Raw genomic sequence first — 19,699 nt, 5'->3', positions numbered from 1 at the left:
CGCTTTAGAAGCCGGGAGTCGGAGCAGCAGCCGTCCAGTTTGTCGGGTCATCTCCGGAACGGGCCGGATTAAACGGATAGAGCCGAGTCAGAGAAGCACCCTGTCCGTCCGCTTCAGCCGGCCACGGATGATAATCGCTGTAGTACACCTGGTCGATGACAATCCAGGAAATCGCCGACGGATCCCCCGGAATATCGGACGCCTGCGGTTTTTCGAGGGCCAGCCGTTCGCCTCCATTGGACAGATTGCCGCTCCAGGGGCCGAAAACGTTGAATCCGGCCGCCAGCGAAGAGCCGTAATAGGCATTGAAGGCATCCAGACGGCCGGGTTCGAAGACCGGGTCAAAGGGAACGATGACGATTCTGGCCCCGGGTGCCATCGACAGTCCGGATGGGAATGTAAACGACACGGCATTGTCCAGCCTCCAGTTGCCGGAGCCGTCAGGGCTGGTCAGAACGATCGTTCGGCTGGTGGGGTTAAACAGTTCGATGTATTCTTCCGCGCCGATAGCATTCGGCGGATTGTACATCAGCTCTGAGATAACAAGGTCCGCCAGCGGATAGGAGTTCGGGAGCCCCCGTGTGCCGGTCATCCGGAACCAGTAGGCGCCGCCGTCCGGATACCGTCCCATCGAGATGCCGTTTTCCTGCCCTTTGAAACGGATGCAGTCCACGACCCGGTCCACTCCGACGATGCCGGGCAGATAGGACAGGAAGATTCGTTCTCCGGCTTTGTCCAGACCGAAGCCGCTGGTGAGCGGATTGTGGAAGCCGGTGACCTCGTCAAAACTGACAAAGCCGTAGGCCGGAACAGACTGCGTCGGAATGGCCCATTTTTTCAGGTTGGTAATCTCATCGCTCAGATACCAGGACCCGTCAAAAGCAATCGGAGAAGCCGTCGGATTATACAGCTCTATCCAGTCGTTGCTGTCATAGCCCGGATACATCGGGTCGCTGAAGTCGGTATGGGCCATAAACTCGTTGATCAGCAGCGAGGAAGGCGGAGTCGGGTCGGGGGCGCCGGGGGAGCCGCCGATATAAGCGCTCGCACGCCAGTTTCCGCCGTAATCAAGGATGCCGGCCTGCTGGTCTTCCATGGTCCACCAGCCGGCGGGCACAAGAGAATGTCCGGCGCCGTCCGCCGCCTGCGGCCACCCGAAGCCGTCGTTGTAGGTAAAGGATACAATCATCCCATTCCAGGTATCGGAGATGTCAATCTGCTCTCCGTCGTTGTTCAGACGGCCCGAATACTGGCCGGCGATTTTGGAGTTCAGACCCGGGTAACGCAGATTAAACGCATTTCGATTTCGAACCACCAGCACATAGTCACCGGGAGCCAGGGTTGTGACGGAAGCCCCGGCAAAGGAGAAGGTGATTCCGTTGCTGATGGACACGGTGCTTAAATCCAGCGTTTTGTCAGTGCTGATGTTGGTCAGTTCAATAAATTCAAACTCCTCTTTGTCATAGCGGCCGAGCGGGTCCGGGGCCGGATGATACATCAGCTCACTGACTCGCAGGTACTGCAGGAGGTCTGCTCCTATTGGCCGGCCGGCGACAAATTCGATCGGCTCCGACCAGCGGCTCCAGCGGCCTGTGTTGTCTTTCATCCGGCATCGGACACGGTAGGTGCGGCCCGTGCGAAGGACCTCGCCAGGAATCTGGATGGTCCGATTGGCCGGGTCGGTGATTTCCTCGCTGACCCAGACCGGCTGAATTTCATAGCGGTTCGATTGAGAGGCCAGTCCGGGCTGCACCGGTTCGGTGGTTTGGGCAATCAGGGAGACATCCACAGAGAAATCGCTGCTGGTCGTGGACACCTGCAGGCCGTGGACAGCGATTATGTTTTCGCCGGTAAGCAGATACGGATAGGGCCCGGTCAAGACCACTTCTTCATAGGCCGTCGCATCATCCGCCTCGTGGTTGGTGCTTCCGGTCAGGCTGTTGTAGTATTTGTCGCCGGCGGTGCAGTACAGACGCGCGACTTCGACCCCGTTAATCCAGATGATGCAGCCGTCATCAATCCGGACGCGAAGCTTGAGCGACTGGATTAAGTTTTTGTTGGGCACTTCAAATTTCTTGCGCAGATAGACGGTGTAGTAGTTGCGGTTCATATCGGTCAGGATGGTATTAAGGTCGCGGTCTCCATAACCGATGGCCGTCTGCCCGATGAGCCACTCTTCATCATTGAAATGCAGCTGCCTCCATTCCCCGAACACGCTGGAAGGTTCCTGAGTGCCTTTGAAGTAGCGCCACTGGCTTTCCTGGGGAACGAGCGTCAGTTCGGTTGTGGCGGCGGGGACGGAAAAATTGAGCCGATGTTCCGCAATCCGCCACTGGATGGCTCCGAAGGTATTGCTGCCCTGCGGGTCATTGAATGGACTGGTCTGGAACCGCAGGTCGTTGAGCGGATAACCGGCGGTCCCGATGTAGGAAATCGTCGGCGTATAGGGAATAGAGGTAGAATCGCCTTCGGCCCCGGCGAGGGCTTCGAGATTGGCCACGGTACCCGGCCACGGCGGGTCTCCGAACCACGGATCGCCGGTCCAGCTTCCGCCCTGCCAGGCGAATTTTTTCAAATCCGCCACCACATTGCTCAGCGGACCGTCATCCCGGGCGCCTTCCGGAAGGGGGTTGAGCCGCCACCGGTCGCGGTCTGCCGGCACCAGCTGGGAGATATGATAAGCCAGCTCATCAATCATTCCGTTGATGATTTCCGGCTTCCAGTGCAAATCAACAAACTCGCGGATGTAGTTCCGATAGGCCTGCCGGAGCGGGGCTTTTTCGGGCTGAATCGTTCGCTGGACGGGCTGGCCTTCCGTGACGTAGTATTGGTCGAACACGGCGGCTTTGCCGTGGTCAACTCCCTGATTGAAGAACGGCCCCCAGGTGTCGTCGACATCATAGGGCAGAATCCACAGACGGCCCCAGTACTGGTTTTCCGGTTTGTAGTCCGGATAGAAGTACCAGGCGGCGTTTTTCAGACAGTGGAAACAATTGGGGCCGGAGAAGATGTCATAATGCCGAACGGCCTCCACAACCGTGTGGTAGCGAATCCACATATCCACATCCAGCCAGGCCTGGACCTGCTGAGCGGTTGCCTCGGCGTTCAGGTTCCAGCGGATGTTTTCATAATCAGAGGCGTCATCTACGGCATCAGGGCCCTGGTACCGCCGCTGCCGCCAGCCTTCGTAGATTTTGTCCGAGAGTTTGTAAAGGTTGCCTTTGGGCATGCCGTGATTTTCGAGGAAGGCGTTGTCATAATCCTCCCACGCCAGATACAGGCCCCAAAAGTCGCCTTCATACTGTCCGTTGAGGGTATTGGGGGCTTCCTCGGGGCCGTCAATTACGCGGAAGTGGAACCACCAGCCCATTGGAGCCGGGACTCCGACCTGATTCCAGAGCATCATATCGAGCACTTCGTTGATGGCGTAGCGGCCCTGGAGGCGGTTGCCGAACATTTTGGCGGTAACCAGATGCTGCCAGCGGTTGGGGAATTTGTTGCCGTACAGGTCGCGGGCCTGGAAGTAGTTGCCGCGGTTGAACCGGAACTTCATCGAGCGTTTTCCGCCCTGACCGTAGTTGTAGCGTCCGTTTCCGCCCCGCAGCCGATAGCCGATGTTGTCATAGACCTCGCCGTCATACACGAAGGTGCCGGACCAGTTATAGACCTTGCCGGCTTCCTGATTGTTGTAGTTGGTGGTGCCCTGATCGATTCGGTCGGCGCTGTTGTAGCCGTGGCATTGGAAGAAGTCTTCCGCCCGGGTAATCAGATGATACACCGGAACGGAAGTGAGAATCTCCGAGCTGTACACATAGCCCGGTCCGGAGGGCTGTACGGTATCTTTGCTGGCTACATAGGGCGGTACGCCGTTGTACACAAAACAGGCAAAGTTCAGCGAACCGTCATCGGCGTAGGGAACTCGGACCGAGCGGCCGGTATTGTCGGTGGCCTCGATGCGGTAGCGCACGAGAGTTCTGTTGATTTGGGCCGGCAGGACCGCGGTGTAAATGGAATCGCCCGCGACGGCATCTCCGCCGGTTCCGTCATCCCGCATCGGATAGCTCTGCCAGTTGGCCGGGTCTTCAAACGCCGGATTTTGGGGCTGAATCTGATGCGGATTGGCCAGCAGGGAGGCGATGGGAATCGGCAGATAGGCGGGGATGTACTGTCCCGGCAGGACGATTTGGACTTTCAGATTGACGGAAGCCACGCCGTCCGGGTCGGTGATTTTGGCTGTAATAACAATCGGCTCCGTCGATTTGGGCTGCTTGGGAGTGTGCCGAACCTGACGGATTTGCGGCGGGGCGTTATTGGTCAGAACACTGTTGATTCGGCCCGGGGTCGGCGGACCAAAGGCCAGTTCCGGGCGCGTCGCATTCGGCTGATAGCCGGAGCTCCGCCAGCTGCCTCCCAAATCGTTGTCCAGATAGGGATTGAGCAGCTCCATTGAGGCCCCTTCGCCGCAGGCGGCGACCGGCCAGGGGAAGCCTCTTCCGTAGGTGACCTCATCGATTTTCTGTCCCAGAGCGTTTCGCAGGACGATTCGCTCGCCTTCGTTGCTGAGTTTGCCCTGCCAGGGACCGAAAGCAGAGACTCCAAACTTTTGAAAGACGGCGGCCGGATTGCCCGCAATCACCGCAAAAGAGCCCGGTGCCAGCACGAAGGACTCTGTGAAACGGTATTCGACAGCATCTTCAAAATACCAGCCGTTCAAATCGACCGGCTGGGCCCCGGCGTTATACAGTTCAATAAATTCAACCGGTTCTTTGTTGGAATCCGGATGGAAATGGATTTCGTTGATGACAATCAGGGGTTTGCCGCTGTTTTGCCAGCCGGCGGCGACGACGGAGAAGTCCTGCAAATCGACCGTTTGATTGTTGTCAAAGTCGGCACAGTCGTATCCGCGGCAGTCCGTTGTCCGGAGCCATTGCTGAGCAAAGAGGAACAAATCATTTAAATCCACGACGCAGTTTCCATCCAAATCACCCGGCAGACAGGCCGGAATGACATCGCTGGTGGAGAACATCCAGACGTCGCCTATAACAGGCGGACCGGAGGCGGCGATTTCATCAATCCGCCAGAAATAATCGATTCCCGCCGTCAGAGGACCGACCCAATATGATGTTTGCGGATAATTTTCCTCAAGCACCTGAAGGGCGGAAGGAGAGGTGCCGAACAGAATGCGGTGTCCGACGGCTTCGTATCCGGCCTCCCATTGCAGGGTCACACCGGCCGGAGAGATTCCCATTGCCCCGGATATCGGATTCGGATTGTTGGCTTTGGGATTGACGGCGCGGAAACTCCAGACCGGGCCGCTGAAAATGTATCCGGAGGAGGTGACTTCTTCGATGCGCCAGTAATAAATCTGGTCTTTTTCCAGTGGAGCGGACGGGGTAAACGTCCTGTCTGAAGAGGGCTTTGTAGTTTGATAAACCCCGGTTGTAGTCGTGGTGGCCGTCAGAACGGTTTTGTAATCTGTCCCCAGATATACACGATGGTACAAAATAGCCGGGTTGGGATCGGCGTCCCAGGTGAGGGTCGGCAGGATGCCGGTGTTTTGACCGTTGGCCGGACTCGGATTGGACGGAACGGCGTAAGTGCTGATGGGAGAGTTCGGACCGGCTTGATAACTGGCCAGGGCCATTGATGCATCAAACGGGATATTGTAGATGCGGAATTCATCGACGGACCCATTCAAAAGAGGGTCCCACGTGTAGCAGGATTTTCCGATAAAAGCAAACGCCGTCCGCACATCAGTCAGTAAATGTGTGATATTGCTTGCTGTAGCGGCCAGATAGCCGTTTCGGTAGATTCGCATCTGACGATTGATTCCGTCATACACGCAGGCGATGTGAGTGGCTGCCCCGGAGGAAACAATCGAGGCATTTACCGATTCTTCCCCCGTCTGATAGCCGGGGAAACCGGTTGTGGAGATGCAGAATCGAGAGCCGCTGCCGCCGGCCGAGGGGCTGTAAAAAAGATAGTATCCCCCGGCATCAGCGTAGGTATCTCCGAAGTCGAAAAGCCGGTTCCAGCCGGTTGAGACGTTCAAGGTGAACCAGGCTTCGATTGTAATGCTGTGATACTTATTGATGCCGATGACGGACGCGGGAAGCTCCAGCCAGGCATTGGAGCCGTCCAGGACCAGGGCACCTCCGGAAACGGCCGCTGTCCCTTTTAATACGCCATGGGCAGTGCCAACCAAATCGTTGGCATTCGTGTTGAAGGAGTAGCGGTGAACCATCTCGGCGGCTGCGCAAATGGACAACGACAATGCCAGTAGGACGAGAAGAAATCGTTTCACAAGACCTCCGGTTTTAAAAAAGTCCCTTCCAGTTCTCATTAGGATGTTCATCGGAAGAAATGCAATCCAAGTTTACGACAATCCGAATCCCCATTAGCGATTGGTTAATTCTTGTCTAAGTCCTATAAATTATATCTTTTTTGGACGGGCAGGGAAAGAAAAAAATTGTTTTTGTCTTTTTCTTTGTTTTTGTCTAAAACTGGCTTTTCAGCGCCCTTTGATTACAATAAGGACGTTCTGATATTGACTGCGGGGTTTCAAGAAAGGAAAGGATGTCCATGGAACGGAAGCAAAGGCAAATCGCGATGTACTCTATTCTTTTTGTATGGATTGTGTCGGCTTTTACTCAGGCGGCTCCATTCTCTCTTGACCTGTCCGGAAAATGGCGTTTTGCCCTGGACCCGCAGGATGTCGGTTTGCGGGAGGAGTGGTTTCGAAAAGTTCTGTCGGATGAAATTCAGCTGCCCGGCGTTCTCCAGGCCCAGGGATACGGCAACCCAATCAGCAAGGACACGCCCTGGGTGTTGTCTTTGTATGACAAGTTTTGGTATTTGAGGAAGGAGTATCAGCCCTATGCGGAAGGAGATGTGAAGGTTCCGTTTCTTTCCCAGCCCCCTCGTCATTATTTGGGAGCGGCCTGGTATCAGAGGGATATTGAAATCCCAAAAAACTGGAAGGGCCGGCGGGTAGTGCTGTTTTTGGAGAGGACACGGTGGCTTTCCACAGTTTGGCTGAATGAGCAGCAGGTCGGCTCGGAAAATTCTCTCGTGGCTCCTCACGTGTTTGATTTGGGGCTCTTGGAACCCGGCCGCTATCGGCTGACGATTCGGCTGGACAATCGAATGCTGATGGATTATCGGCCGGATGCCCACAGTGTTTCAGATTCGCTGGGCAGTACGTGGAACGGCATTGTCGGACGCATAGAACTGAAGTCCACCTCGCCGGTTTGGCTGGAGGATGTCCAGGTGTATCCGAATATTCAGGACAAAACGGTGCGGGTTCAGGTGCAAATCGGGAACAGCACGGGCCAGCCGGGAAAAGGGACCCTGAAAGCCGGACGGGTTCGTGTGCCCGTTTCCTGGACAGCGGACGGCGGACAAGCCGAGCTGACGGTGTCGTTAGGAAAGAATGCCCGCCTTTGGGATGAGTTCGAGCCGGTGCTGCATCGGCTGACGGTGGAATTGACAGGCAGAGGGGCGGATGACCGCAGGGAGATTCGCTTTGGACTGCGGCAAATCAGCACCGACGGCCCCCATCTGCTGGTCAACGGGCGAAGGAGTCATTTTCGGGGGACGCATTCGGGCGGCGATTTTCCCCTCACCGGATATCCGGCGACGGATGTGGCGTATTGGCGGAATCTGTTTAAGACCTGCCGGGAATGGGGCTTAAACCATATGCGGTTCCATTCGTTCTGTCCGCCTGAGGCGGCGTTTGAGGCGGCCGATGAGCTGGGCTTTTATCTGCAGCCGGAGGCGGGGATGTGGAATGCCATCAGTCCGGGCACGGCGATGGAGGCACGGATGTACGAGGAAACGGAGCGGATGATTCGGGCCTACGGAAATCATCCGTCGTTTGTGCTGTGTTCCCCGAGCAACGAGCCGGCCGGACGCTGGAAGGAATCCCTGCCGAAGTGGGTCGAGCATTACCGCCAAAAAGACCCCCGCCGGCTTTATACGACGGGCACGGGCTGGCCGCTGATAGACGACCCGGGACCTGTCAAGGGGGCGGATTTTCTGGCGGTGCATCGGGTCGGTTTGCGGCCGGTGCGGGGCAATCGGGCCTGGTTCGGCGGCGATTATCTGTCCTCGATTGAGGGGGTGGATGTTCCCATCATTGTTCACGAACTCGGGCAGTGGTGCGCGTATCCGGATTTTGACATCATCCGGAAGTTTACGGGGTATCTGCGGCCGGGCAATTATGAGATTTTCCGGGAGTCTACGGCGGCGGCCGGACTGCTGGCCAAAAACAAGCAATTTGCCCTGGCCAGCGGGATGTTTCAGACGGCCTGTTATAAGGAGGAAATTGAAGCCAACCTGCGAACGCCCGGTCTGGCGGGCTTTCAGCTGCTGGATTTGCATGACTACCTCGGGCAGGGCACGGCCCTTGTGGGGGTTTTGGATGCTTTTTGGGAGGAGAAAGGGTATGTTTCGGCACGGCAGTGGCGGCGGTTCTGCACAACGACGGTCCCGCTGGCAGTGCTGAAGAAGCGGATTTTCACGCAGAATGAGCCCTTTGAGCCGGAGGTCCGAATCGCTCATTATGGGGCAAAACCGATGGGCAGGACGGAGGTCTATTGGCGGATTGCAGACAGAAACGGACACATCGTTCGCCAGGGCGGCTGGAAGGTGGATGTCGTCGAGCTGGGCAGTGCAATGCCGCTCGGACGGGTCCGGACGGATTTGGCTGATTTGCCCGCCCCGGCGATGTATCGGCTGATTGTCGGCCTGACGGGGACGCCGTTTGAGAATGACTGGAATTTCTGGGTGTATCCGAAGGGTGTGTCGGAGCCGGCCGGAGCGGATATTTTGATAACCCGCTCGGAACAGGAGGCCTTTGAACGGCTTCAGGCAGGCGGCAAAGTGCTGTGGATGCCGCATTATAACCGGCTGCGCTGGGACTGTCCGCCGATCGGCCGGCTGCCGATATTCTGGAACCGGCTGATGGGGCCGAATTGGGAGCGCTTTCTGGGGATTGTCTGTGAGCCGAGCCATCCGGCCCTGGCGGGCTTTGCGACGGAGTTTTATTATGACTGGCAGTGGGAGCAGGTTTTCCAGCCCGCCTGCCGGGTTCTCAATTTGGCGGATATGCCGGCGGAACTGGAGCCGATTGTTCAGGTGATTGACGATTGGCATCGAAATTATAAACTGGCGGCGATTTTTGAGTGCCGGGTCGGTGCGGGGAAGCTTCTGGTTTGTGCGGCGGATTTGGAAACAAATCTTTCCGAACGTCCGGCGGCCCGGCAGCTGCGGTACAGTCTGCTGAATTATATGAACAGCGAACGGTTTGCTCCGAAGACCGCTGTTTCTGTCGAACAGCTGCGCGGCCTGATTTTTGACAACCAGATTATGAAGAAACTGGGTGCGACGATTCAGAGCCAGTGGGAGGATGGACGCAATGCGGCGGCCAATGCCATTGACGGCAATCCCAATACATATTGGTTTACGGGGCGGGCGAGCCGCGAAAGACGCCATCCGTTTGAGCTGACGATTCAGTTTGAACAGCCGGTTCGAATGAAAGGACTGATATGGATGAATCGGCAGGACCATCGCGGGCACGAAGGAGATGTTCGCGAGTACGAAATCTGCTTCAGCGAGGACGGGCAGGAATGGACCGAGCCGCTGAAAGGCCGTCTGGAATCCACGTTTCATCCGCAGCAAATGGATTTCGGCGGAACGGTTCGTGTCCAAAGGATGAAAATCCGGGCTTTGTCGGGCTTTGGGGATGACCTGACGGCTTCGGTCGCCGAAATCGCCGTGATTGCCGATGAAACGCCGCAACCCGGTCAGCCCTCGCAGGGGGGAGTGTACCAAAGGGTTCGAACGGCTACGGAAGAGATGTTTGAAGGGATTGATTAAGGGGCTGATGAAGCTGTGCTGAAAGGATTGAATTCCCGCCTTCCTCCTTTGCTGAAGATTCGAAGGACGAGGCACGGGAGAGTACAATGGATTCCCGCCTGCGCGGGAATGACGTGTCGGTTTGAATCCCGCCTTCCTCCTTATGCAAATTATGCAAAAGCGGAAGGGGATAAGCGATTGGAATGAAAGAGTTGGGCATTTTTAAGAAAGGAGTCTGTATGAAATTGCGGTTGGCGGTGTGTTTGTTCTGTGGGGCTGCTTTGGTTCAGATGGGGTATGCCATGGAACGGAGCCATACGATTCAGAGTCCGGACGGACGCGTGCGGGTGGATTTTCTGCTGGAAGAGGGCAGGCCGTTTTATTCCGTTCGGCTGGGTGAGGATGTCCTTCTGGAGAAATCGCCGCTGGGAATCAAGCGAAGCGATGCGGATTTTACCGGGCAGCTGACCCTGAAGCGTTTTTCCAAAACAGAAAAGGTGTCAGATAAATATACGATGCCGCACGGCAAGCAGAGTCATATCACCTATCGGGCCAACCGGCGGACGGCAACCCTGGCCAATCCGCAGGGACAGCTCATTCAGATTGTCTTTCAGGTCTCCAATGACGGGCTGGCATTCCGCTATCATTTTCCGGAGCCGAGCGGGCGGAAGGTTTCGGTGGAGGAAGAACACACCGGTTTTGCCTTTCCGGCCGGGACGGTCAGCTGGCTGCATCCGATGCACGATTCCAAAACGGGCTGGGAGAAGACCTATCCTTCGTATGAGGCCCATTATGAGATTGAAAAACCCGTCGGGCTTCCTTCGCCGTATTCGGCGGGCTGGGCGTTTCCGGCGCTGTTTCGGGTGGGACAGGCCGGCTGGGTTTTGCTGAGTGAAACAGCGGTGGATGAGAATTACTGCGGCTGCCGGCTGGCGCAGCATTCGGACGGCGGCGTCTATCGGATTGCCTTCCCGCAGGTCAACGAGCACCGCGGACCGCAGGACCCGGTTGCTCCTTCAGCCGTCATTCCGTTTTCCACTCCGTGGCGGCTGGTTATCGTAGGGCGGGATTTAGGCACAATCGTCCAGTCCACGCTGGCGACGGATGTAGCGGCCCCCTCGAAGGTGAAGGATGTTTCTTTTGTCAAGCCGGGCCGGGCGGCCTGGAGCTGGCTGCGGTATGATACGGAAGGGACGAAACTGCCGTATCTGCAGGAGTATCTGGAAATGGCCGGCAAGCTCGGCTGGGAATATATGCTGGTGGATGCCGACTGGGACCGTCTGGTCGGCTATGAGAAGATTGCCGAGCTGGCGAAGCAGGCCCGTCAAAAGGGCGTGGAGCTGATTTTGTGGTACAATTCCAACGGGGAGTGGAATACAGCGCCGATGACACCGAAAAACCGGGTGCATCTGCCGGACGTGCGGCGGGAGGAGTTCGAGCGGCTCCGCCAAATGGGCATCCGAGGGATAAAGGTGGACTTTTTCGGCGGGGACAAACAGGCGACAATGCAGCTGTATCTGGATATTCTGCGGGATGCGGCGGCGTATCAGCTGCTGGCCAATTTCCACGGGGCGACGCTGCCGCGCGGCTGGCACCGCACCTGGCCCAATCTGGTGACAACCGAGGCGGTGATGGGGATGGAGTTCTGCACCTTTGACCAGCGCAACGCCGACCGGCAGGCCGAACACAGCTGTATTCTGCCGTTTACGCGAAATGTCGTCGCTCCAATGGATTTTACGCCGGTGGTGATGAGCCGCCGGATTCGCGGGGTGCAGCGCCGGACCACGCCGGCCTTTGAGATGGCGCTGCCGGTCATTTTTGAGTCGGGCATTCAGCATTTCGGCCTGGCGCCGTTTGAGGCGGAGGCCCTGCCGGCATTTGCACTGGAGTATTTCAAGGCGGTGCCGACCTGTTGGGATGAAACGCGTTTCGTATCCGGCTATCCGGCCAAAGAGGTTGTGCTGGCGAGGCGGAAAGGCAAACAATGGTTTGCAGCGGGCATCAATGGTGAAAAGACCGCCAAAACCCTCACGCTGGACCTGTCTTTTCTGCCCCGGAATTTTCAGGGAGTCTTAATCACTGACGGGGCGGACTCCGACCGGCTGGAAGCCAGGGATGTGTCAGCCCGAGATGTCCGGAAACTGACCATTAGCCTGCCGCCGCAGGGAGGATTTGTGCTGTATTCAAAGCCCCGATAGGGCTGTTTGCAGTCCGGTTTAAAAAAGAAAAGGGGAGTCCGCCGTTAGACGGATTCCCCTTTTTTCTGCACGCGGGTGGGTTATCCGCGCCGCCGAAGTGAAATCAAACCGCCCAGGCCTACCAATGCCAGTGTTGCCGGTTCCGGCACAAGAACCAGTGCCGGTGCTGTGAACGTTGCATGTTCCTTGGAAGCGAAGCGGTCTTCACAGTTGATCGAAGATGTGCCGGTCGAATTGATAATCACCAGAGTAACCAGTTTGTTGGTGTCCGAAGCCAGGAAATTGCTGAAGGCCGTTCCCAAATCGGTGGTGTTGGAACTGAATGTGATGGGATATGTCGGGGTTTGGCCGCCGGTTCCGGGAGTGTTCAGGAAACCCAGCCAGGTCAACTTGGTTTCATCAATCAGATAGTCTCCGGTGTCCCAGCCGGATGCCGGCTGAAGCATTCCGGGGGCGTTCTGATAGCAGAGGGTCGATTCCGTCCAGTTGTCCAGCGACTCATCAGTCAGCCCGTAGACATCCAGTCGGCGTCCGGTTGAGCTTTTGATGTATGTGGCTTCCAGCTGCAGAAGGGCACCGACGAAGGTTTCGTTCGTCATCCCGCTCAAATCAAATCGGAGATAGGTGCACTGGAACCGAGAACCGCCGCCGTTGTAGCGGGCTCGAAGTTCTGTCGCAGCGGCGCCGGCTGTGGACGTGGAGCGAACCTGCGTGTCATTGCCGATATACGCATCGGCGCCATTGCCGTATTCTGTGGTGATGACCAGAGCCCGAGAAGAGGGCACAAAAAACAAAAGCATTAAGAGCAGGTAAAAGATTTTTCTTTCCATAACCAACCTCCAAAAAAGTTTTCATTTGTTGCATTCTGAACGTTTTTTCTTTCACACACTCCACACACAAAGCTTCTCAGGGCAGGCCGGAAAGACCTGCCCTGAGAAGAAACAGAATCCTTATCTTACTGGCAGTCCGGATGGATACCGCACTGGAGCCAGCTTTGAGCAAAGATGGCCAGGTCGGCCAGGTCCACAATGCAGTTGCCGCTGAAGTCCAGCTGCGGACGGAACCGGCAGAAGCTGCCGGCGCCGGCAGCGTACATATCAGCAATCTGGTCGGCCGTCAGCGGATAGTTCCAAATCTGGACATCATCCATCAGGCCGCTGTAGAAGGCGTCATCCGCCCAGTTGCTCTCGCCGATGTAGTTGTTGTTGCGGACAATAATATTCGGCATCTGGGGAATAACGCCTGTCTGGACCGGCACGCCGTTTCGATACAGGGTCACACTGCCCGAAGCATCCATCACAGCGACATACATCTGCCATTCATTCAGGTTCAGAGCGGCGGTGGCTGTGACCGTACCCGCACTGGTCGTTCCGCGGTAATGGCTGTAGCTCAGGTTTGTCGTTGTGCCGTTTCGGGTCAGGAAGATGTTGTCGCTGTTGGCGCCGTTGCCGAAATCGACAAATCGTGCCCAGGATGTGACGGCAGCGGGTCTGGCCCAGACGGAAATGGTCAGGCCCGGCGAGAAGTCGTCAAATCCGGCAGGCAGCTGAACATAATCATCGATGCCGTCAAACAACAGGGCCTGTCCGAAGATGCCGGCTGCAAACGTCGGTTCACCCAGAAGGGTTCCGTGCAGATTGTTGCCGGAGGAATCATTGGCATTCCCGTCAAAGGTGTAATGGGCAATCTGCTGCTTGATGGAAACCCGCACGGTGCTGCTGGCTGTCTGGCCGCCGGCACCGGAGGCCACGCAGTAATACCAGCCGGCATGGGTCTTGGCAAGGGTTCCGAGGGCAAGGGTGTTCGAGTTGGTCCCCACGACCACATCATCCGCCGCCGTGTTGGTGGCGTTGTCGGCACTTCGGTACCAGGTGTACGTCATCGAAGAGCCGCTGGTAAAGTTGGCCGTTATGATGTCCGCCGTTTCGCCGACAAACTTGGCCTGGTAAGCCGGGGAAATGCTCTCAAAAATCGGAGCGGCGGTGGCGGTGAATTTCCAGAACGGTCCGACAAATTTGTTCGGGTCCGTCGGGTGGGTATCGTAGCAGTCCACACGCCAGTAATACGTTCCTTCCGTCAGCGGTGTGCTGTAGCCGGCGAAGGAATTGATATTCACGGACGTTACGGCCGGTGCAAAGGTCAGTTTGCTCATCACGGCCGTATTCGGGTCTGTTCCGAAATAAACATCACATTTGCCCACTCCCGGCAGAAGCTCCCACTGCAGCTGGGTCAGGGAGAAACGGTTGACATAGGAATCATGAGCCGGATTGGGATTAATGGCCTTGCCCAGAGAAGCGTTGGGCATATTCAGTGTGGGAGGCGGGGTTCCGTCTGTACGCTCCTTGGTGGCGATTTCGTCTTCGTCATCCGGACCGATAAAGAAGAAGGTGACCAGACCGTTTGTGTCGGAGGCCAGGAAAGAAGCCAGATCCAGAGTGGCGGGGTTGGTGGTTACGGAAAACGGCAGGGTTTGCGCCGCCGGGCTGATGAAGGTCCCCAGCTGAACGGCCTTGCTGGTGTCAATTGAATAATTTCCGAGTGTCGTGGGAAGAACGCCCGGAGCGGTGTTGTAGGTGATGCCGCCGGTCCCGCTTTCAATCCAGAAATCATCCGGTCCGTCCTTAACGCCATAGACGGTTATTGTACTTTGTCCGCCTTTCATATACGTATAATGCAGCGTCAGCGTGGCATTGCTGAAGTCTCCGGCTACTCCCTCGATGTCAAACCGGATGTATCCGATTTTGCAGCGGGTGTTGGCCAGCTGCCGCCAGGCCCGCATCCGAACTTCTGTCCCGGTGTTGGTGTTCGGCCCCTGCTGACTGTCATTGGTCAGGTAGGTATCCGCTCCGCGGCCGAAAGCGGTCGTGCGGGTAACCGATGCCCGGGCCGCAAGTCCAAAAGAACACAGCAGGATGATTCCTCCCCAGATGATGCTTGTTCTCATAAATGTCCTCCGAAAAAGTGTTTCGTAAATGGGGGCAGAACGCCCTGCTCTGCCCCCGGTTCAAAGGTCAGGAATTAGGGACAATCCAGACTGCTGCAGTTCAGCCACTGCGAGGCAAGAATCGCGACATCTTTAAGGTTGACGAAGCAGTCGTCGTTCAAATCGGAAATCAGCCGCGTATAGCCCGGAACCTGATGAGCCGCATCGCAGGGGTCGATGCCGACATAAACCCGGACGTTGTCGGTGCTGCTCAGCTCTCCATCGCTGGCTTCCAGCTGGAATTCATACCAGCCGGCGGATGCGAGGGTAACTGTGGTTTCCAACTGGTCATCGGGATCAATCACGACCGGCTCTGCCCCTTCGGGTCCGCTCACCTGCGTCCACTGAACCGTAATCTGTCCGCTGGGAAGCCCGTCATCCGTCACGGTTCCGACCAGAGTTACCACGGCATCGCCGCTGCCTGTTGCTCCTTCGAGCAGATACGTCAGCTGCAGACGCGGACGGTAATCCGGATTCTGATTTTCTTTGGTGCCCAGTCCGTAGCCGCGATCGTTTCCGTCATCATTGGTGATGATGAAGGTTACCAGACCGTTATCTTCCAGACGGCTCTGCAGGAAGGCCTCGAGAGCAGCGCCGGAGATAGCGATCTTGGTTCCCGGATTAGCGGCGTTGCCTCCGGCCGGTGTAATCACTTCGCTGATGCCTGCCACGTTGTCATCCAGGTCGGTCACACGCCCGGATGCAATGGCGTTGGTCAGGGGAGCTGCCCCGTCCCACTCGGCGCCGGGAATCACTTCACCGGTTTTGGTGAGTGCGGCCTCGCTCCAGTTTTGCGGGGTGTTGCCGGCCACATTGTTCAGTCCCTGCAGCGCAAAGCGGGCATTGGTGACGGCATCATTACGGGAGGCCCCGCCGGAAACAGTCAAAGTCAGGGTTGCGTTTTTGATGGTGCCGGGACCTAAGGCCTTCAGTTCCGACAGATTGAACCGCAGATACCCGACGAAATCGACGGACCCGCCGCGAATATCCATAAATTCATAGGAACCTCGCACCACATTATCCCGAATGTACGTGTCGGCTTCACTGGTGGTATCTACGATGGTCCGGGTCAGCCAGACAAACTGGTCCGGGCCGGCATTGACGACCGGGGCGCTGTTGTTGGTGTTGAAAGTCCAGACCTTGCCCTGAACGTATTCAGGAGTGCGGCTGGTGTCATAGGTGTCCACCACCCAGTAATACGTCTTGTAGGGCGCAAGCTGCGGCATCGGAACGGAATTGCCGGTGACGCCGGAAGCCAGCAGGGTCAGGCCGTAGTGCGGCAGCAGGGCGTTTGGCTCGGTTTCGCCGAAGTACACATCGCAGGTAATTTGGCCTTCCGGAAGGTTCGGTTCCGGATTGGTCCAGCTCAGGGTCGAATACTGTCCGATTGTGACTTTGACATTGTTGGCCGGTACGGGATTGGAGGCCCGTCGGACGGCATAGGCATTCGGAAGCGTCAGCATTGGCGGATTAAACGTAGCGTGTTCTTTGGAGGCCACTTCGACTTCATTGTCGCCGCCGATGAAAATCAGGGTGACAAGGCCGTTGGTGTCTTTGGAGAGGAAATCCTTCAGCGGCAGGGCGGTCGGATTCGAAGAAAATGCCACCGGGTAGGTGATTGGGTCCGCCGGTGCGGATGGTGTCGTTAAGGTTCCCAGCTGGACAACCGTTCCATCAGCAAACTGGTAATTCCCAAGCGTTGTCGGCGGATTCGGGACCATACAGGGGGCCGTGTTGTAGGTGATGGTGCTTTCGTTCCAGATATCCATCGGCCCGTCAATCAGCCCATAAACCGTGACGGATTTCTCACCGCCTTTCAGATAGGTGGCGTCAAAGGTGATAAAGGCCCCTTCAAGGTCCCCGTCGATGCCGCTTAAATCAAAGCGGATAAAACCCGTTTTGGAACGGGTGTTGGCCAGCTGACGGAAGGCCCGAATCCGCTCCTCTCCGGCGACGTTGACCGTCGGGCCCTGCTGGCTGTCATTGGTCAGGTAGGTATCGGCTCCCTGACCGAACTCGGTCGTGACGACCACTTCTGCGCGGGCCACGAGCCCGAACATGCACAAGATAATTGCGAACCATACAATACGTGCTTTCATAACCAAATCCTCCACAAAAGAGTTATTATGAAAATTACCCATCCGTTTTTTGGCCTCTCTGTTGCGCATGCGGTTATTCAAGTCCCTGGACAATGGTTCTCCACAATTCCGGGTCCTGCATGGGGTCGGAGCCGTACACCTGCTGATCGAGCACCTGCGGATTCTGCCGGAATTTTACGCTGGCATCTGTATAGAGCAGATTGGCGCCGGCATAGCCGCCCCGCCGATGAGACATCCGCTCGCGGGCCTGAAGCACATCCAGACAGATGGAACGGCTCGGGTGTGTCTGGGAAAGCTTCTTGGCTACGGCCGGGAACTGTTTGGTGCCGACGGTCATTTTCCGCTGTGAGGACTGCGGCAGGTACGAAAAGCTGATTCGGACCGAGTTGGGATTGCTCGGATTGGCATATGCCGGGTCCACGGAAGGCCAGTCCTGCGGCCCCAAATAGGCCTCATAGCTGAAGGCCGTCCGCTTATTGCTCGGGCAGTAGAATACAGCGCCGTTGTCAATATACCCCTGGGTCCACAGCGGAGCCAGATTGAAGGTGCCGGTGATGCGGGTCTGCGGCGGTTTGGTCGGGTCCACGTTAAAAATAAAATAGGTCGCCGCTCCGCCTGTTCGCGTTTCCGTATAATAGGCCTCCGGCAGGGAATCGGCGTTCGCCTGCGTGTAGAGATGAAGCACCTGACCGATGATTTTCAGATGGTCGGCACAGGCCAGCCGCCCGGCGTGCTCTTTGGCCATTTTCAAAGAGGGCATCACGATGCTCAGCAGCAGGGCGATAATGGCGATTACGACCAGCAGTTCAATGAGGGTAAAGGCCTTTTTCATAAGGATGTCATTACTCCAAAATCAGTTTGGGTTGTCCGAAAATGCACCAGTCATATCCGATGGCATTGCGGTCCAGCTCGGGGTCGCGGCTTCCGCCGTCGGTGACCACCAGCGTCAGGAACCGCTGCGAATCGGAAATGTCAATCTCAATCGGCTCCGTCTGTCCTGCATCCAGAGCAGCGTGAAAACGCACCTGACCATCCAGCAAAATCCAGCATTCTGCATACCCGGCCCTCAAGTGCGCCGGGACAAAGTCCAGCAGACCCGCCTGGGCCTTAAATCGGCGGATGGGGGACTGCAGCCGGCTTCGAAAGGCGTTCAGGTCAAACGTAATGCCGCTGTTGGCGTGCATGCACAGGAATGTTTGTCCTGCGTCGCTGTAATCAATGGAGCCGAGCCGAAGCGAGGCGGTTTTGCTTTGGCTGTTTTGCAGCAGTTTTTCCGCCGGAGAATGGAGGATGTCGGCGAAGAAGTAGCCGCTGGTAACCGGGCATTCCCGGAAGATATGGCCGGCGGAACTGACCACCTGCGGGCTTGTTCCGTTCGGCACAAACACCCCGTCAATATACGGATTGGAGGGAACTTTGTTATAGGCATTGCCGCTGCGGCGGTCACGCATTTCCCCGAGGGCATCAGCCGGTCGGTTGGAGGGGTTAATGCCGGCGCCTCTTTGGCCGTCGCCTAATCCGGTGCCGCCGCCGAGAATGTCCGCCAGGTCAATCTGTTTTTCCTGACGCCAGACAAGGTTGGTCTGGGACTGGATATCGCGTGCGAAGAAACCCTCGCTGAGGCGAATGGACTGCACTTCGCCGCTGGACTCGCCGAATCGCTTGGCCTGGCCGGCCATGACATCCATCACCTGTTTGGTTTTATTGCTCAGTCCGGCAATCAGGACGGTTTTGCCCTCAAATACATGCAGCTCAATGTCTCCCCGCATGTCCGTATAGACGCCGAACTGGGTGCCCAGGTCGATGATTTTGGATTTTTGGGTCTGCACGGCAAAGCCGTTGGGGGCCTGCCGAATGTTGACAAAAACACGCCCGTAGGTCATCGACAGCTCATCGGAGTTGACGAATCGAAACTCTGCCGGCGCTTCAATAACCAGATGTACACCGTTGTCGGTCTGAATCTTGACCAGCCCCTTGATCAGCTGAACCGGAGCGGCTCCGGCAGATAGACGAACGCCTTTTTCGAGGGGTTCGCGGGAGGACCAGGCGGCTCCGAGTGTATCGAGGACCGAGGCAACTCCGGGCTGCGGGGCAGGAAAAATCAGCGGATACGCCAGAATCATCAAAAGAGCCGCCAGCGACGTAAGCAGGGCAAACAGGGATAATTTGGATACCTGAGGTTTGGTTTTAACAGCCGGAACCGGACGAGGGCTCTGCAAAGCCGGCAGTTCCACTGGAGGCAGTTCCACGGCCTCTGCATTTTTCTCATAATCGCCAAGAACCTGAAGGAATTCGAGGGTCAGAGGGGCTCCGGAATCCTCCGGCTCTTGAGTGCTGCAGGACAGCGGGGAAGCCAGGGCGGGGGTATGACGAATGGCCGCCTGCAGATTGCAAAGGTCCGTGCATAGATAGATATAGTCCAGATAAAGTTCCCGCGCCTGGGGATAATTCTTCAGAAGAGCCGTTAACTCATCAAACTCCTGCGGGGTGATGATTTCATCCCGAAGGGCACCCAAAAGCGTAAAAAGACGATTCAGCTGGATATTCGAAAGTTCCATAGC

General features: G+C 56.9%; 8 protein-coding genes. 2 read left to right on the top strand and 6 right to left on the bottom strand.

Annotation, left to right across the window (positions count from 1 at the left end):
- Nucleotides 1-4: 4 nt before the first annotated feature.
- A complete protein-coding gene (locus tag WHS88_06500; protein ID MEJ5259823.1) occupies nt 5-6,304 on the bottom strand; it encodes a lamin tail domain-containing protein in 6,300 nt (2,099 codons plus the stop codon).
- Nucleotides 6,305-6,582: 278 nt separating this feature from the next.
- Between WHS88_06500 and WHS88_06495 the strand changes: the two genes are divergently transcribed.
- Both WHS88_06495 and WHS88_06490 read left to right on the top strand, forming a co-directional pair.
- Entirely contained in the window at nt 6,583-9,879 is a 3,297-nt protein-coding gene (locus WHS88_06495; GenBank protein ID MEJ5259822.1) for a sugar-binding domain-containing protein, read from the top strand.
- A gap of 218 nt (nt 9,880-10,097) precedes the next feature.
- A complete protein-coding gene (locus WHS88_06490) occupies nt 10,098-12,056 on the top strand; it encodes a glycoside hydrolase family 97 catalytic domain-containing protein (protein ID MEJ5259821.1) in 1,959 nt (652 codons plus the stop codon).
- Between the two features lie 80 nt (nt 12,057-12,136).
- On the opposite strand, the gene WHS88_06485 is transcribed toward WHS88_06490, so the two are convergent.
- From WHS88_06485 to WHS88_06465, 5 genes are all read right to left on the bottom strand, one after another.
- The gene (locus tag WHS88_06485; GenBank protein ID MEJ5259820.1) at nt 12,137-12,886 is read right to left on the bottom strand and encodes a DNRLRE domain-containing protein; all 750 of its coding nucleotides are present in this window, start codon (nt 12,884-12,886) and stop codon (nt 12,137-12,139) included.
- Between the two features lie 125 nt (nt 12,887-13,011).
- Nucleotides 13,012-15,000, bottom strand: a complete 1,989-nt coding sequence (locus WHS88_06480) for a LamG-like jellyroll fold domain-containing protein (protein ID MEJ5259819.1) — start codon at nt 14,998-15,000, stop codon at nt 13,012-13,014.
- 74 nt (nt 15,001-15,074) lie between these two features.
- On the bottom strand, nt 15,075-17,138 hold the full coding sequence (locus WHS88_06475; protein MEJ5259818.1) for a hypothetical protein: 2,064 nt from the start codon (nt 17,136-17,138) through the stop codon (nt 15,075-15,077).
- Nucleotides 17,139-17,211: 73 nt separating this feature from the next.
- The gene (locus WHS88_06470; GenBank protein MEJ5259817.1) at nt 17,212-17,970 is read right to left on the bottom strand and encodes a type II secretion system protein; all 759 of its coding nucleotides are present in this window, start codon (nt 17,968-17,970) and stop codon (nt 17,212-17,214) included.
- A 10-nt stretch (nt 17,971-17,980) separates the two neighbouring features.
- Complete coding sequence (locus WHS88_06465; protein ID MEJ5259816.1) at nt 17,981-19,696, bottom strand: NPCBM/NEW2 domain-containing protein; 1,716 nt, start codon at nt 19,694-19,696, stop codon at nt 17,981-17,983.
- Between the last annotated feature and the right edge of the window lie 3 nt (nt 19,697-19,699).

The organism is Anaerohalosphaeraceae bacterium (genome assembly GCA_037479115.1).
In the GTDB taxonomy this organism is placed as follows: Bacteria; Planctomycetota; Phycisphaerae; order Sedimentisphaerales; family Anaerohalosphaeraceae; genus JAHDQI01.
The sequence above is the reverse complement of the archived record's forward strand: the minus strand, read 5'-3'. Positions and strand labels throughout refer to the sequence as shown.